We start from the raw sequence: 14,663 nt of genomic DNA on the forward strand, positions 1-14,663 counted from the left end.
GGAGACAGGGCCCGTACTGTGGGTTCTGTTGGAGTGCTGGAGCTCAGTCACGTCAGAAGGGGGCGCGCGAAGCCCATGAGCGGTGTCATGAAGCGGATGGGAATGATCTTCCGCGCGAAGGCAAACAAGGCCCTGGACCGGGCCGAGGATCCGCGCGAGACCCTCGATTACTCGTACCAGAAGCAGCTCGAACTGCTTCAGAAGGTACGCCGCGGCGTCGCCGATGTGGCGACCTCGCGCAAGCGCCTGGAGCTGCAGCTGAACCAGCTGCAGGGACAGTCGTCCAAGCTTGAGGACCAGGGACGCAAGGCACTCGCGCTCGGCCGCGAGGACCTGGCCCGCGAGGCGCTGTCGCGGCGTGCCGCCCTCCAGCAGCAGGTCACCGACCTGGAGACGCAGCACCAGACGCTGCAGGGTGAGGAGGAGAAGCTCACTCTCGCGGCCCAGCGGCTCCAGGCCAAGGTCGACGCCTTCCGTACCAAGAAGGAGACCATCAAGGCCACCTACACCGCCGCCCAGGCCCAGACCCGTATCGGCGAGGCGTTCTCGGGCATCTCCGAGGAGATGGGCGACGTCGGCCTCGCTATCCAGCGGGCCGAGGACAAGACCCAGCAGCTCCAGGCCCGCGCGGGAGCCATCGACGAGCTGCTGGCCTCCGGCGCCCTCGACGACGCGTCCGGCACGGCGAAGGACGACATCGCCGCCGAGCTGGACCGGATCTCCGGTGGTACGGATGTGGAGCTGGAACTGCAGCGCATGAAGGCCGAGCTGGCCGGCGGTTCCGCAGGGCAGCAGCAGGCCATCGAAGGTGGTGCGCAGGACGCGGCACCCCAGTCGCAGCAGTCCCCGCACAAGTTCGACAAGCAGTAAGGGCGGCGTCATGATCGTACGGATCATGGGGGAGGGCCAGGTCAGCCTGGCCGACAGTCATGTCGCCGAGCTGAACGAGCTCGACGACATCCTCCTCGCGGAGATGGAGAGCGGTGACGGACCAGGCTTCCGCACCACGCTCCACGCGCTCCTGGACAAGGTGCGCGAGCTGGGCTCTCCGCTCCCCGACGACTCCCTGGAGCCGTCCGAACTGATCCTGCCGTCACCCGACGCCACGCTCGAAGAGGTGCGCTCCATGCTCCGCGACGACGGGCTGATCCCCGGCTGAGGAGGACCTGTCCCGCTCCGCACTCCAGAAGGTGCCCCGCCCCGGTTGCGTCCGGTGCGGGGCACCGTGCCGTGCGCACACCTCCGTGACCGGGGCCGGACACCGCCCGGACCCGCCCGTCGACGACACGCCGTACCGTTGCTCGACGTGACCACCCTCGGAACCGGGTTCGTGCGTGCCCGCGGCTGGCTGTGCGGCCACCCTCTCGCCTTCGACGCGGGACTCGCCGCCGCCGTGCTCGTCTGCATGATCCTCGCGTCCCTCGCCGAGCCGAATGCGGGCCACGGGGCACCCGACTTCGGCGCCCGTACCCCCGAACCGTCGAGCGTGCTCCTGATGGTGCTCGCCGCCGCGGCGCTCGTCCTGCGCAGACGACGGCCCATGGCGGTGCTCGCCGTGACGGGCTTCCTGTCCGCCACCGAATTCCTCCTGATGGACCCGCCGGCCCCCGTCGTGATGAGCGCGGTCATAGCGCTCTACACCATCGCCTCCAGCACCGACCGCCCCACCACCTGGCGCGTCGGCATACTGACCATGGGGGTGCTGACCGGCTCCGCGATGGTGGTCGGCGCGAGCCCCTGGTACAGCCAGGAGAACCTCGGTGTCCTCGCCTGGAGCGGCCTGGCCTGCGCCACGGGGGACGCGGTGCGCAGCAGGAGGGCGTTCGTCGACGCGATCCGGGAACGCGCCGAACGCGCGGAACGCACCCGCGACGAGGAGGCCCGCCGCAGGGTCGCCGAGGAGCGGCTGCGGATCGCCCGGGACCTGCACGACGTCGTCGCCCACCACATCGCCCTGGTCAACGTCCAGGCCGGGGTCGCGGCCCATGTCATGGACAAGCGCCCGGACCAGGCGAAGGAGGCCCTCGCCCATGTGCGGGAGGCCAGCCGCTCCGCGCTCAACGAACTGCGGGCCACGGTCGGGCTGCTGCGCCAGTCCGGCGACCCGGAGGCGCCCACCGAACCCGCTCCCGGCCTCGCCGTCCTCGACGCGCTGGTGGAGACCTTCCGCAACGCCGGGCTCCCCGTCGAGGTCGCCTGCACCGACCCGGACAGCCCGCTTCCCGCGGCGGCCGACCTCGCGGCCTACCGGATCATCCAGGAGGCCCTGACCAACGTACGCAAGCACGCGGGCGCCGACGCCAAGGCCGAGGTGAGCGTCGTGCGGGTCGGACACACGGCCGAGATCACCGTCCTGGACGACGGCAGGGGCACGGATTCCGCGTGCGATCCCGCCGACGGGGGCGGACACGGGCTGATCGGCATGCGCGAGCGCGTCACGGCACTCGGCGGGACCCTCACGGCGGGACCCCGTTACGGAGGGGGATTCCGGGTGCATGCGATCCTGCCGGTCACCTCCCGCGCACTCGCCCCGGACGGACCGGGCGCGACGGAGAGGACGGGGGGACGCGCATGACGCCCATCAAGGTGCTGCTCGCGGACGACCAGGCACTGCTGCGCAGCGCGTTCCGGGTGCTGGTCGACTCCGAGCCCGACATGGAGGTCGTCGGCGAGGCCGCGGACGGGGCCCAGGCCGTGGAACTGGCCCGCTCGACCCGTGCCGACGTCGTCCTGATGGACATCCGGATGCCGGGGACCGACGGACTCACCGCCACCCGGGCGATCAGCGCGGACCCGGACCTCGCGGGCGTACGGATCGTCATGCTCACCACCTTCGAGGTGGACGAGTACGTGGTGCAGTCGCTGCGCGCCGGTGCCTCCGGCTTCCTCGGCAAGGGGGCGGAGCCCGAGGAGCTGCTCAACGCCATCCGTGTCGCCGCCGCCGGCGAGGCGCTGCTCTCCCCCGCGGCCACCAAAGGGCTCATCGCCACCTTCCTCGCCCAGGGCGGCAGCACGGGGGAGGGCCCGGACTCCGCGGAGTACTCCGCGCGTCTGGACGCGCTCACCGGCCGCGAGCGCGAGGTGCTCGTGCTGGTCGCGGGAGGCCACTCCAACGACCAGATCGCCGACCGGCTCGTCGTCAGCCCCCTCACCGTGAAGACCCATGTGAACCGGGCCATGGCGAAGCTGGGCGCGCGGGACAGGGCCCAATTGGTGGTCATTGCCTACGAATCGGGCCTGGTGCGCCCCCGGGTGGACTGACGGGTGGAGGTCCGGCTACTCCAGACGCGGTACGCCAGGCGTGAGAGAGCCACCCGCAGGCCGACGATTTCGCGCACGGGATGGGCGAACGTATAGGTGGGCGGGCTGTGTCCCCGATGGTCACCGTCCCGGATCGCGCCATCCCCGGCGGCCACCCGTGGCCGCCGAACAGCCGCCCACCTGCCGCGTACGCCACAGAAGAGAGACCCACCCATGTCCTGGCTGTCCAGATTCAGCCTCGCGCAACGGGCCCTGATCGGGCTGATCTCGATCGTCGCGCTCGTTTTCGGAGCGATCGCGATCCCGCAGCTCAAGCAGCAGCTGCTGCCCACCATCGAGCTCCCGATGGTGTCGGTGCTGGCCCCCTACCAGGGCGCGTCCCCCGACGTGGTCGAGAAGCAGGTCGTCGAACCTCTCGAGAACTCCATCAAGGCGGTCGACGGCGTCGAGGGCGTCACCTCGACCGCCAGCGAGGGCAACGCCGTCATCATGGCGACCTTCGACTTCGGTGACGAGGGCACCAAGCAGCTCGTCGCCGACATCCAGCAGGCCGTGAACCGCGCCCGCGCGCAGCTGCCGGAGGACGTGGACCCGCAGGTCATCGCCGGATCGACGGACGACATCCCGACCGTCGTCCTCGCCGTCACCTCCGACAAGGACCAGCAGGCGCTCGCCGACCAGCTGGACCGCACGGTCGTTCCCGCGCTCGAGGACATCGACGGCGTCGGACAGGTCGCGGTCGACGGCGTCCAGGACCTGCAGGTCGTCGTCGTCCCGGACGACAAGAAGCTCGCCGCCGCCGGTCTGAACTCCGCCTCGCTCGCCCAGGGCCTCCAGGCCGGGGGCGCCACCGTCCCGGCCGGCTCCTTCTCCGAGTCGGGCAAGAGCCGCACCATCCAGGTGGGCGGTGCCTTCACCTCGCTCGACCAGATCGAGGACCTCAGGGTCTCCGCGCAGGACCCGGCGACGGGCGAGGCCGGAAAGCCGGTCCGCGTCGGTGACGTCGCCACGGTGAAGCAGGAGCCCGCCGCCGCGACCTCCATCACGCGTACGAACGGCAAGCCGAGCCTCGCCGTCATGGCCACGATGGACCAGGACGGCAGCGCCGTCGCGATCTCGGACGCCGTCCAGGACATGCTCCCGGACCTGCGCAAGGACCTCGGTGCGGGCGCCGACCTGACCGTCGTCTCCGACCAGGGCCCCGCCGTCTCCAAGGCGATCTCCGGTCTGACCACCGAGGGCGCGCTCGGCCTGGTCTTCGCGGTCGTCGTGATCCTGGTCTTCCTCGCGTCCATCCGCTCGACGCTGGTGACCGCGGTCTCGATCCCGCTCTCCGTGGTCCTCGCGCTGATCGTGCTCTGGACCCGGGACCTCTCGCTCAACATGCTCACGCTCGGGGCCCTGACCATCGCCATCGGCCGGGTGGTCGACGACTCGATCGTGGTCCTGGAGAACATCAAGCGGCACCTCGGCTACGGCGAGGAGCGCCACTCGGCGATCACCACCGCGGTGAAGGAGGTGGCCGGCGCGGTCACCTCGTCCACGCTCACCACCGTCGCGGTCTTCCTGCCCATCGGCCTCGTCGGAGGCATGGTCGGCCAGCTCTTCGGCTCGTTCTCCCTCACCGTCACGGCGGCGCTGCTGGCCTCGCTGCTGGTCTCGCTGACCGTGGTCCCGGTCCTGTCGTACTGGTTCCTGCGGGCCCCCAAGGGCACCGACACCGATCCCGACGAGGCGCGCCGCAAGGCCGAGGAGAAGGAAGCCACCAGCCGGCTCCAGCGGCTCTACGTCCCGGTGCTGCGCTTCGCGACCCGGCGCCGCGTCACCAGCATCGTCATCGCCTTCGTGGTCCTGTTCGGCACCTTCGGCATGGCACCCCTGCTGAAGACGAACTTCTTCGACCAGGGCGAGCAGGAGGTCCTCTCCGTCAAGCAGGAGCTGACCCCCGGCACGAGCCTGGAGGCGGCCGACGCGGCTGCGCAGAAGGTCGAGAAGGTCCTCGCCGCCGACAAGGGCGTGGAGGACTACCAGGTCACCGTCGGCTCCTCCGGCTTCATGGCGGCCTTCGGCGGCGGTACGGGCGCCAACCAGGCGTCCTACCAGATCACCCTCAAGGACTCGGCGGACTTCGACGCCACCCAGGACCGGATCGACGAGGCCCTCGGCAAGCTCGACGGCATCGGGGACACCACGATCGCGGCGGGCGACGGCTTCGGCAGCCAGGACCTGAGCGTCGTCGTCAAGGCCGCCGACGCGGACGTCCTGAAGAAGGCGTCCGAGGCGGTGCGGACCGAGGTCGCGAAGCTCGACGACGTCACCGATGTCCAGAGCGACCTGGCCCAGAGCGTCCCGCGCATCTCGGTCAAGGCCAACGACAAGGCGGCCGACGCCGGCTTCAGCGAGGCCACGCTCGGCGCGGCGGTCGCGGGCGCGGTGCGCGGCACCCCGTCCGGCAAGGCGATCATGGACGACACCGAGCGTGACGTCCTGGTGAAGTCGGCCGAACCGGCCACCACGATGGCCGAGCTGAAGGCCCTGCGGCTCGGCCCGGTCACGCTCGGCCAGATCGCCGATGTGGAGCTGGTCCCCGGCCCGGTCTCGATGACCCGGATCGACGGTCAGCGCGCGGCGACGATCACCGCCAAGCCGACCGGTGACAACACCGGCGCGGTCAGCACCTCGCTCCAGACGAAGATCGACGCCCTGGACCTCCCGGAGGGCGCCACGGCGACCATCGGCGGTGTCACCGCGGACCAGGACGACGCCTTCATGAACCTGGGCCTGGCCATGCTGGCGGCCATCGCGATCGTCTTCATGCTGCTGGTGGCCACCTTCCGGTCGCTCATCCAGCCGCTGATCCTGCTGGTCTCCATCCCCTTCGCGGCGACCGGTGCCATCGGCCTCCTGGTCATCACCGGCACCCCGATGGGCGTCCCCGCGATGATCGGCATGCTGATGCTGATCGGCATCGTGGTGACGAACGCGATCGTGCTCATCGACCTGATCAACCAGTACAGGTCGCAGGGCATGGGCGTCGTGGAAGCGGTCGTCGAGGGCGGTCGTCACCGTCTGCGGCCGATCCTCATGACGGCACTGGCGACGATCTTCGCGTTGCTCCCGATGGCCCTCGGGGTCACGGGCGAAGGCGGCTTCATCTCGCAGCCGCTGGCGGTCGTGGTGATCGGTGGTCTGATCACCTCCACGCTGCTGACCCTGCTCCTGGTGCCGACGCTCTACGCGATGGTCGAGCTCCGCAAGGAGCGCCGCGCGAAGAAGAAGGCGGCCAAGCGCGAGGCGAAGTCCGGCGAGGCGGCCCCCGGCACGGAGGCGGAAGCCACCTCCGAGGAGCCGGAGCCCGCGAAGGCCTGACACAGGCCCCGCAGAGAGGCCCCCGACGCCGTTCATGGCGTCGGGGGCCTTGTGCGTGTACGAGAGCCTCCGCCTACGGCAGCGCCAGCATCCGCTCCAGCGCCAGCTTCGCGTACTTCTCCGTCTCGGGGTCGACCTGGATACGGTTGACCAGGTTCCCCTCGGCCAGCGACTCCAGCGTCCACACCAGGTGCGGCAGGTCGATCCGGTTCATCGTCGAGCAGAAGCAGACCGTCTTGTCGAGGAAGACGATCTCCTTGTCCTCCGCAGCGAAACGGTTCGCCAGTCGGCGTACCAGGTTCAGCTCCGTACCGATCGCCCACTTCGAGCCGGCCGGAGCCGCCTCCAGGGCCTTGATGATGTATTCCGTCGAGCCCACGTAGTCAGCGGCGGCCACGACCTCGTGCTTGCACTCCGGGTGCACCAGCACGTTGACGCCCGGAATCCGCTCCCGCACGTCGTTGACGGACTCCACCGAGAAGCGTCCGTGCACCGAGCAGTGCCCGCGCCACAGGATCATCTTCGCGTCGCGCAGCTCCTGCGCGGTCAGGCCGCCGTTCGGCTTGTGGGGGTTGTAGAGGACGCAGTCCTCCAGCGTCATCCCCATGTCCCGCACGGCCGTGTTCCGGCCGAGGTGCTGGTCCGGCAGGAAGAGGACCTTCTCACCCTGCTCGAAGGCCCACTCCAGCGCCCGCTTCGCGTTGGACGAGGTGCAGATCGTGCCGCCGTGCCTGCCGGTGAACGCCTTGATGTCGGCCGAGGAGTTCATGTACGAGACCGGCACCACCTGCTCGGCGACCCCGGCCTCCGTCAGCACGTCCCAGCACTCGGCGACCTGCTCGGCCGTGGCCATGTCGGCCATCGAGCAGCCCGCCGCCAGGTCCGGCAGGACGACCTTCTGGTCGTCGCCGGTCAGGATGTCCGCGGACTCCGCCATGAAGTGCACGCCGCAGAAGACGATGTACTCCGCCTCGGGCCGTGCCGCCGCGTCCCGCGCGAGCTTGAAGGAGTCGCCGGTGACGTCCGCGAACTGGATGACCTCGTCGCGCTGGTAGTGGTGGCCGAGCACGAAGACCTTGTCCCCGAGCTTCTCCTTCGCGGCGCGGGCCCGCGCGACCAGGTCCGGGTCGGACGGCGAGGGGAGGTCGCCGGGGCATTCGACCCCGCGCTCGCTCCGCGGGTCGGCCTCGCGGCCGAGCAGCAGAAGGGCGAGGGGGGTCGGCTGGACATCCAGGGGCTGGGCGGTGGTCACGACACGCACCCTTTCTTTTCTGCGAAAAGCCTTTTCGTCTAATTGACGCTATCTATCATAACCGCTTCATGTCAGCTTGACGATGCCGATAGCGTCGATGTGACGCATCCCCCGACGGGGGCAGTGTGCGAGCATGAACGGGAACAGACACGCGCCTGGCCCGGAATGAATCCGCGGCCCCGATGGTTGGACCGTCGGCAAGCAGTCCGTACAACCCGGGAGAGAAGCAGATGTCCGTATCGGACGAGACCACCACCGTGAGCGACGGCATCCTCCTGTCCGACGCCGCCGCAGCCAAGGTCAAGGCCCTGCTGGAGCAGGAGGGCCGGGACGACCTCGCGCTGCGCGTCGCCGTTCAGCCCGGAGGCTGCTCGGGCCTGCGTTACCAGCTCTTCTTCGACGAGCGCTCGCTCGACGGGGACGTCGTGAAGGACTTCGACGGCGTCAAGGTCGTCACCGACCGGATGAGCGCTCCGTACCTGGGCGGCGCCTCCGTCGACTTCGTGGACACCATCGAGAAGCAGGGCTTCACGATCGACAACCCGAACGCCACGGGTTCCTGCGCCTGCGGTGACTCCTTCAGCTGAGCCCCAGTCGTACACGACAGCGGCGGCGCTCCCGGTCTCCCGGGAACGCCGCCGCTGTCGCATGTGCCGCCGCTTGTCCGTGCGCGCACGGCCTTCCCGTGCGCGGACGCGCACGGCCTTCCCGTACGCGCGGGCCGGGACTGACCTCAGGCGCGCGGCACCGTCCGGCCCGTCCCCGCGTCGAGCACCGTCCGGCCGTCCAGCGGCTCGTCGAGCGTCACCGTCCCGGTCAGCTCCTTGGCGATCAGGATGCACGGCTTCCCGGGATCCTTCCGGGACTCGTCGACCGTGACCCGGACCGATGTGCCGTTCTCCGTGGCACGGGCCTCGTAGGTGCTGCACACGCCGCCCCAGAACGTCACCTCCAGCGTCCGGCCGTCCGCGCTGTACGAGATGATCGCGGCGCCCGAGGCGTCCGGGTCCTTCGTGGGCTCCGGAGCGGGACGGGTGCCCTCCGGCGCGAGGTGCTCCGGATCCACCGCGACCCGCGTGACCGTGGTCGAGGGGCCGCCCCCTTCGGGCCGTACGGAGAAGAGCCAGGAGGGGACGAGGATCTGCTCCCCGTCCGAGTACCGGGCGGCGAGCCCGAACTCGGCCTTCTCCACCGTCATGGTCGTGGACGCCGGGCTGCCGCTCCGCGTGTCGCAGCCCGCCTCCGGCGAGGCCTGACCGTCCTTCTCCAGGGGTACCGGAGTCGCGCAGCCGCCGATGTCCGTCCTCGCGGACCGCGAGCTCTCCTCGTTCAGCTGCTTCAGCGCGTCCTGCGCGGCGAGCACCGGGTAGCTGTCGCCCTTCTCCAGCGCCTTCAGCTGTCCGCTGCCGCCGACGATCTCGCCCCCGGCGCCCACCTGGATCCCGGTCGACCAGCCGTAGGTCGGCAGCCCGCCCACGACGGGATCGGCGTTCACCACCCGCACCGAGCCCATCAGCTGGCGCGCGTCCAGTGCCGCGTCGTCCTGCCCCACCGCCTTGAGCACCGGAACCGCCGCGGCCTTCGCGGCCTTCTCGTCCACGGGGGACCCGCCGGGCGTACGGTCCTGCTTCCGGCAGGTCCCGGGGGACTCGCACGCGTCCGGGCCGCCGGCGGCGTAGCGCGCGAAGGTCCAGGTCCCCGGCGCCTGCTTGTTCACCCGCAGGAACGGGCCCGACCCGTCCCCGTCGCTTCCCACCTTCCAGGCGGTGCCCTCCGCGCGCGGGGTGCCCTCCACCCCGAGCGCGACCGCCAGCCGCGCCACCTCGGAGGCGGTCACCGTGCCCTCCGCCCGGTGGACGGCCGCCGTCCCGGGGCCCTCCGGCAGCTTGCCGCCGGCGAGGTAGACCACGCCGCCGCCGTGCGGGTCCGGCTCGCCGGGCGCGATGCCCTGCGAGGGCGCCGAGGGGCCGCCGTCCGCCGAGGCGTCCAGCGACAGCGGGGGCGGCGACCCGGCACCCGGGTCGGGCAGGAGCCCCGGGGCCGCCTCGCCCGACGCCGTCGAGGCCCAGTACGCCGCCCCGCCCCCGGCCAGCAGCACGGCTGCGGCCACCGAGGCCACGGCGATGCGCGTACGCCGCCGCCTGGGGCCGGTCACGTCGTTCTCGGGTCGGTCGGTGCTCACCGGATCGCTCCTTCGGCTGGCTGGCCGTCACTGCCGCATCGTCCGTCCCCGGGCGGGGACACCGTTGGGACGGGGCAGGGGAGCGCGCGGTTCCCGCGTGTGCGCGGGGGAGCCGCCCGGCTCAGTCCCCGTAGTCGGACATGGCGTCGATCAGCCGGGCGGAGGAGGGCGGCACGGTGACCCCGTGGATGCGGGAGGGCTCCACCGGCTTCGCGGCGGCCTTCGCGGGTACGACCCAGTGCGGCGCCATCCGCGCGCAGTCCCCGCGCAGCTCGGCCAGGCTCATCTCGGACTCACGCGGAACGATGGTGTTCGACATATCCGCACCGTACGCACGGTGGAGGTCAGGTAGAAAGACCTACTATCGGGTAGTTTTGCCCTTTCGAGTCCGGCGGCGCCACCGGGTAGCGTGAACTGTCACGCCGTCCCGGAGGGCGCGCTCGCGCGTTCCCTCCGCCTTCCGCAGGAGCATCCCCGCCGTGCGCATTGCAGTCACCGGCTCCATCGCTACCGACCATCTGATGACCTTCCCCGGCCGATTCGCCGACCAGCTGGTCGCGGACCAGCTGCACACGGTCTCCCTCTCCTTCCTCGTCGACAACCTCGACGTGCGCCGCGGGGGTGTCGCCGCCAACATCGCCTTCGGCATGGGCGTGCTCGGCACGGAGCCGATCCTGGTCGGTGCCGCGGGGGCCGACTTCGACGACTACCGCGCCTGGCTCGACCGGCACGGCGTCGACACCGGCTCGGTCCGGATCTCCGAGGTCCTGCACACGGCCCGCTTCGTCTGCACGACGGACGCCGACCACAACCAGATCGGCTCCTTCTACACGGGGGCCATGAGCGAGGCCCGGCTGATCGAGCTCAAGAGCGTCGCAGACCGCGTGGGCGGCCTCGACCTCGTCTCGATCGGCGCCGACGACCCCGAGGCGATGCTCCGCCACACGGAGGAGTGCCGCTCGCGGGGCATCCCGTTCGCCGCGGACTTCTCGCAGCAGATCGCCCGGATGGACGGCGACGAGATCCGGATCCTCCTCGACGGGGCGACGTACCTCTTCTCCAACGAGTACGAGAAGGGGCTCATCGAGTCCAAGACCGGCTGGAGCGAGGAGGAGATCCTCTCCCGGGTCGGCCACCGTGTCACCACCCTCGGCGCCCGGGGTGTCCGCATCGAGCGGGCCGGCCAGGACCCGATCGAGGTCGGCTGCGCGGAGGAGGAGCGCAAGGCCGACCCCACCGGCGTCGGCGACGCCTTCCGGGCCGGATTCCTCTCCGGCCTCGCCTGGGGTGTGGACCTGGAGCGCGCCGCGCAGGTCGGCTGCATGCTCGCCACCCTGGTGATCGAGACCGTGGGCACCCAGGAGTACACCCTGCGCCGCACCCACTTCATGGACCGCTTCACCAAGGCCTACGGCGACGAGGCGGCCTCCGAGGTCCGCAAGCACCTGTCCTGACGGCGGACGCACGGGCTCACAGGAGCCGGCGGACCACATAGGCCGAGCCGCGGTCCGCCGGCTCCTCGCCCACGTACTCCTGTTCGCGCATCGCGCACCAGGCGGGGATGTCGAGCCGGGCGGCCTCGTCGTCCGCGAGTACCGTCACCGTCCCGCCCACGGGTACCTCTCCGATCACCTTTGCGAGTTCGATCACCGGAATCGGGCAGCGCCGGCCCAGCGCGTCGACCACCAGCGACTCCCGGGACGCGGGGGAGGGGGTCGCGGCCACGGGTGCGCCGAGCCGCTCCCGCACCTCGGCCACCACACCCGGCAGCACACCGAGGAAGCGCTCGACCTCCTCCTCCGTGGTCCCCGCCGGAAGCGACACGCGGATGTTCCCCTCCGTGAGTACCCCCATCGCCTTCAGGACATGGCTGGGCGTCAGAGTGCTGCTCGTGCAGGACGAACCGGATGAAACGGAGAATCCGGCACGGTCCAGCTCATGGAGAAGAGTCTCTCCGTCGACATAGAGACAGGAGAAGGTGACCAGATGCGGCAGCCGCCGCACCGGATCGCCCACCACCTCCACATCGGGCACCAGGCCCGCCACCGCCGTACGGACACGGTCCACCAGTGCGCGCAGCCGTGCGTCCTGAGCCGCTGCCTCGGCGCGTACGGCGCGCAGCGAGGCCGCCGCCGCCACGATCGCCGGAATGTTCTCGAAGCCGGCGGCCCGCCCCGACTCCCGCTCGTCCACCGGCCCTTGGGGTGCGAACCGGACTCCCTTGCGTACGGCGAGCAGCCCGACCCCGGCCGGCCCGCCCCACTTGTGCGCGGAGGCGGCCAGCAGCGACCAGCGACCCGGCACCGGGCCCCAGCCCAGCGACTGGGCGGCGTCCACCAGCAGGGGCACGCCCGCGTCGGCGCAGATCTCGGCCGTCTCCTCGACCGGCTGCTCGGTCCCGACCTCGTGGTTCGCGGACTGCAGAGCGGCCAGCGCGGTGTCCGGGCGCAGGGCCCGGCCGTACGCCCCCGGGGCCACCGCGCCGCTCCGGTCCACCGGCACCTCGGTGAACGACCCGCCCGCCGCCTCCAGCGCGGCGGCCGAATGGATCACCGAGGAGTGTTCGACGGCGGAGAGCACCAGATGGCGGCCGACACGCCGACGGCCGGAAAGCGCTCCCGAGATCGCCGAATGCACCGCACGGGTGCCCGACGAGGTGAAGACCAGCTCGTCCGGCCGGCAGCCGACCGCCTCCGCCGCGGCCTCCCTGGCCGCGTCCAGCAGCAGCGCGGCCCGCCGCCCCTCGCGGTAGAGACGGGCGGGATCGGCCCAGCCCTCGTCCAGGGAGGCAAGCAGAGCCTGGCGGGCGACGGGGTGCAGGGGGGCGGAGGAAGCCGCGTCGAAGTAGGGCACGCGGCCACGCTAGCCCGCGGGGGCCCGCCGCCCGGCGACGGAGTGCGGCCCGGACGGGGAGAGGGGGCGTCAGATGACGGCCGGAGGCTCGGATTCCACCCCTTCGGGGTGTCGGGCGGCGCGTTGGGCACCCTCCCCGCGCGACCCCAAATAGCGTCCAGTAGGGTTTGGTCCGCATAAACATCCAAACCCCTGCCCGCGTCAGGGCCGGCGACCGACCAAGTGAGACGGGCGCGCCGACCGTGCGGGCGAGACTCTCGGGAAGGCGCTACGTGAGTCCCAACGGCTCCGACCGCTCGTCGCGGCGCCCGATGCGGCGGAAGCTGCCGCAGGTGCTGACTGCGGGCCTGGTCCTGGCGACGGCCTCCGGTTGTTCATACAACTGGGAGGATTTCCCCCGCCTCGGAATGCCCACCCCGGTAACGGAAGAGGCCCCTCGGATCCTCTCCCTCTGGCAGGGCTCGTGGGCGGCAGCGCTCGCCACGGGTGTCCTTGTCTGGGGGCTGATCCTCTGGAGCGTCATCTTCCACCGGCGTAGCAGGACCAAGGTGGAGGTACCTCAGCAGACCAGGTACAACATGCCTATCGAGGCGCTGTACACAGTGGTCCCCCTCATCATCGTCTCGGTGCTCTTCTACTTCACCGCGCGCGATGAATCGAAGCTCCTGGAGCTCAGCCCCAAGCCCGCCCACACCATCAACGTGGTCGGCTACCAGTGGAGCTGGGGCTTCAACTACATCGAGAAGGTGGAGGGCCAGCCCTCCGCCGGCAACGAGGTCCCCAAGGAGCTCGACGCCATCCCCGACAAGTACCGCAAGGACTTCCCCGAGGGCGCCGGCGGCGTCTACGACGTGGGCATCCCCGGTACGCGCAACCCGCAGAACGGCAACCCGGGTCCGACCCTGTGGCTGCCGAAGGGCGAGAAGGTCCGCTTCGTCCTGACTTCGCGTGACGTCATCCACTCCTTCTGGGTGGTGCCGTTCCTCATGAAGCAGGACGTCATTCCGGGCCACACCAACTCCTTCGAGGTCACGCCGACGAAGGAGGGCACCTACATGGGTAAGTGCGCCGAGCTCTGCGGCGTGGACCACTCCCGGATGCTCTTCAACGTCAAGATCGTTTCTCCCGAGCGTTACCAGCAGCACCTCAAGGAGCTGGCGGAGAAGGGTCAGACGGGCTACGTGCCGGCAGGCATCGAGCAGACGGACCCGGCCAGGAATGCGGAGACCAACAAACTGTGAGCATCCTCAACGAATCCCAGGGTGCCGCGGCAGCAGACGACTCGTTCGAGGACGAGCTGCCGGTACGGCGCAAGCAGCCGGGGAGTGTCGTCGTCAAGTGGCTGACCACCACTGACCACAAGACGATCGGCACGATGTACCTGGTCACATCGTTCGCGTTCTTCTGCATCGGCGGCCTCCTGGCGCTCTTCATGCGCGCCGAGCTGGCCCGTCCGGGTACGCAGATCATGTCGAACGAGCAGTTCAACCAGGCGTTCACGATGCATGGCACGATCATGCTGCTGATGTTCGCGACGCCGCTGTTCGCCGGATTCGCGAACTGGATCATGCCGCTGCAGATCGGCGCGCCCGACGTGGCGTTCCCGCGGCTGAACATGTTCGCGTACTGGCTGTACCTCTTCGGCTCGCTGATCGCGGTGGCCGGCTTCCTCACCCCGCAGGGTGCGGCCGACTTCGGCTGGTTCGCCTACTCCCCGCTGTCGGACGCGGTCCGCTCGCCGGGCGT

General features: G+C 70.6%; 13 protein-coding genes. 9 read left to right on the top strand and 4 right to left on the bottom strand.

Features of this window, described 5'->3' with window-relative positions:
* The first annotated feature begins 87 nt into the window (after nt 1-87).
* From ACWCQM_RS14155 to ACWCQM_RS14175, 5 genes are all read left to right on the top strand, one after another.
* Nucleotides 88-870 (top strand): PspA/IM30 family protein, encoded by a 783-nt coding sequence (locus ACWCQM_RS14155; RefSeq protein WP_450915575.1) that lies wholly within the window; start codon nt 88-90, stop codon nt 868-870.
* Between the two features lie 10 nt (nt 871-880).
* Nucleotides 881-1,159: a PspA-associated protein PspAA gene (gene pspAA / locus ACWCQM_RS14160; protein ID WP_073747627.1), complete on the top strand. Its 279-nt coding sequence runs from the start codon at nt 881-883 to the stop codon at nt 1,157-1,159.
* 147 nt (nt 1,160-1,306) lie between these two features.
* Nucleotides 1,307-2,575: a sensor histidine kinase gene (locus ACWCQM_RS14165; protein ID WP_450915551.1), complete on the top strand. Its 1,269-nt coding sequence runs from the start codon at nt 1,307-1,309 to the stop codon at nt 2,573-2,575.
* Nucleotides 2,572-3,261, top strand: coding sequence for a response regulator (locus ACWCQM_RS14170; protein ID WP_450915552.1), 690 nt, complete (start codon nt 2,572-2,574; stop codon nt 3,259-3,261). Before ACWCQM_RS14165 ends, ACWCQM_RS14170 begins: the two co-directional genes overlap by 4 nt.
* Before the next feature lie 213 nt (nt 3,262-3,474).
* Nucleotides 3,475-6,630, top strand: coding sequence for an efflux RND transporter permease subunit (locus ACWCQM_RS14175; protein WP_450915553.1), 3,156 nt, complete (start codon nt 3,475-3,477; stop codon nt 6,628-6,630).
* Nucleotides 6,631-6,703: 73 nt separating this feature from the next.
* Here the strand turns inward: ACWCQM_RS14175 and nadA are convergent, their stop codons facing one another.
* Complete coding sequence (gene nadA, locus ACWCQM_RS14180; RefSeq protein ID WP_073747631.1) at nt 6,704-7,891, bottom strand: quinolinate synthase NadA; 1,188 nt, start codon at nt 7,889-7,891, stop codon at nt 6,704-6,706.
* A 221-nt stretch (nt 7,892-8,112) separates the two neighbouring features.
* Between nadA and ACWCQM_RS14185 the strand changes: the two genes are divergently transcribed.
* Nucleotides 8,113-8,469, top strand: a complete 357-nt coding sequence (locus ACWCQM_RS14185) for an iron-sulfur cluster assembly accessory protein (RefSeq protein WP_018103583.1) — start codon at nt 8,113-8,115, stop codon at nt 8,467-8,469.
* A gap of 146 nt (nt 8,470-8,615) precedes the next feature.
* Here ACWCQM_RS14185 and ACWCQM_RS14190 read toward each other — a convergent pair whose 3' ends face one another.
* A complete protein-coding gene (locus ACWCQM_RS14190) occupies nt 8,616-10,064 on the bottom strand; it encodes a hypothetical protein (protein ID WP_450915554.1) in 1,449 nt (482 codons plus the stop codon).
* 121 nt (nt 10,065-10,185) lie between these two features.
* Nucleotides 10,186-10,383 (bottom strand): hypothetical protein, encoded by a 198-nt coding sequence (locus ACWCQM_RS14195; RefSeq protein ID WP_450915555.1) that lies wholly within the window; start codon nt 10,381-10,383, stop codon nt 10,186-10,188.
* Nucleotides 10,384-10,543: 160 nt separating this feature from the next.
* Here ACWCQM_RS14195 and ACWCQM_RS14200 point away from each other — a divergent pair, with 160 nt between their 5' ends.
* Complete coding sequence (locus tag ACWCQM_RS14200; protein ID WP_073747634.1) at nt 10,544-11,518, top strand: carbohydrate kinase family protein; 975 nt, start codon at nt 10,544-10,546, stop codon at nt 11,516-11,518.
* Between the two features lie 16 nt (nt 11,519-11,534).
* On the opposite strand, the gene ACWCQM_RS14205 is transcribed toward ACWCQM_RS14200, so the two are convergent.
* Complete coding sequence (locus ACWCQM_RS14205) at nt 11,535-12,917, bottom strand: aminotransferase class V-fold PLP-dependent enzyme (RefSeq protein WP_450915556.1); 1,383 nt, start codon at nt 12,915-12,917, stop codon at nt 11,535-11,537.
* Between the two features lie 272 nt (nt 12,918-13,189).
* On the opposite strand from ACWCQM_RS14205, the gene ctaC reads away from it, so the two are divergent.
* Both ctaC and ACWCQM_RS14215 read left to right on the top strand, forming a co-directional pair.
* Nucleotides 13,190-14,158 carry an aa3-type cytochrome oxidase subunit II gene (gene ctaC / locus ACWCQM_RS14210; RefSeq protein ID WP_450915557.1) on the top strand — a complete coding sequence of 323 codons (969 nt, stop codon included), beginning with the start codon at nt 13,190-13,192 and terminating at the stop codon, nt 14,156-14,158.
* Nucleotides 14,155-14,663: cbb3-type cytochrome c oxidase subunit I (locus tag ACWCQM_RS14215; protein WP_450915558.1), on the top strand; the 509-nt coding region annotated here is incomplete at its 3' end. The genes ctaC and ACWCQM_RS14215, both read left to right, overlap by 4 nt.

It is taken from the genome of Streptomyces sp. NPDC002125, from assembly GCF_053593715.1.

Excerpts from the sequence above, each read along its gene's own strand:
- ACWCQM_RS14155 (WP_450915575.1), top strand. The coding sequence starts at position 88 with ATGAAGCGGATGGGAATGATCTTCCGCGCGAAGGCAAACAAGGCCCTG.
- pspAA (WP_073747627.1), top strand. The coding sequence starts at position 881 with ATGATCGTACGGATCATGGGGGAGGGCCAGGTCAGCCTGGCCGACAGT.
- ACWCQM_RS14170 (WP_450915552.1), top strand. The coding sequence starts at position 2,572 with ATGACGCCCATCAAGGTGCTGCTCGCGGACGACCAGGCACTGCTGCGC.
- ACWCQM_RS14175 (WP_450915553.1), top strand. The coding sequence starts at position 3,475 with ATGTCCTGGCTGTCCAGATTCAGCCTCGCGCAACGGGCCCTGATCGGG.
- ACWCQM_RS14185 (WP_018103583.1), top strand. The coding sequence starts at position 8,113 with ATGTCCGTATCGGACGAGACCACCACCGTGAGCGACGGCATCCTCCTG.
- ACWCQM_RS14195 (WP_450915555.1), bottom strand. The coding sequence starts at position 10,383 with ATGTCGAACACCATCGTTCCGCGTGAGTCCGAGATGAGCCTGGCCGAG.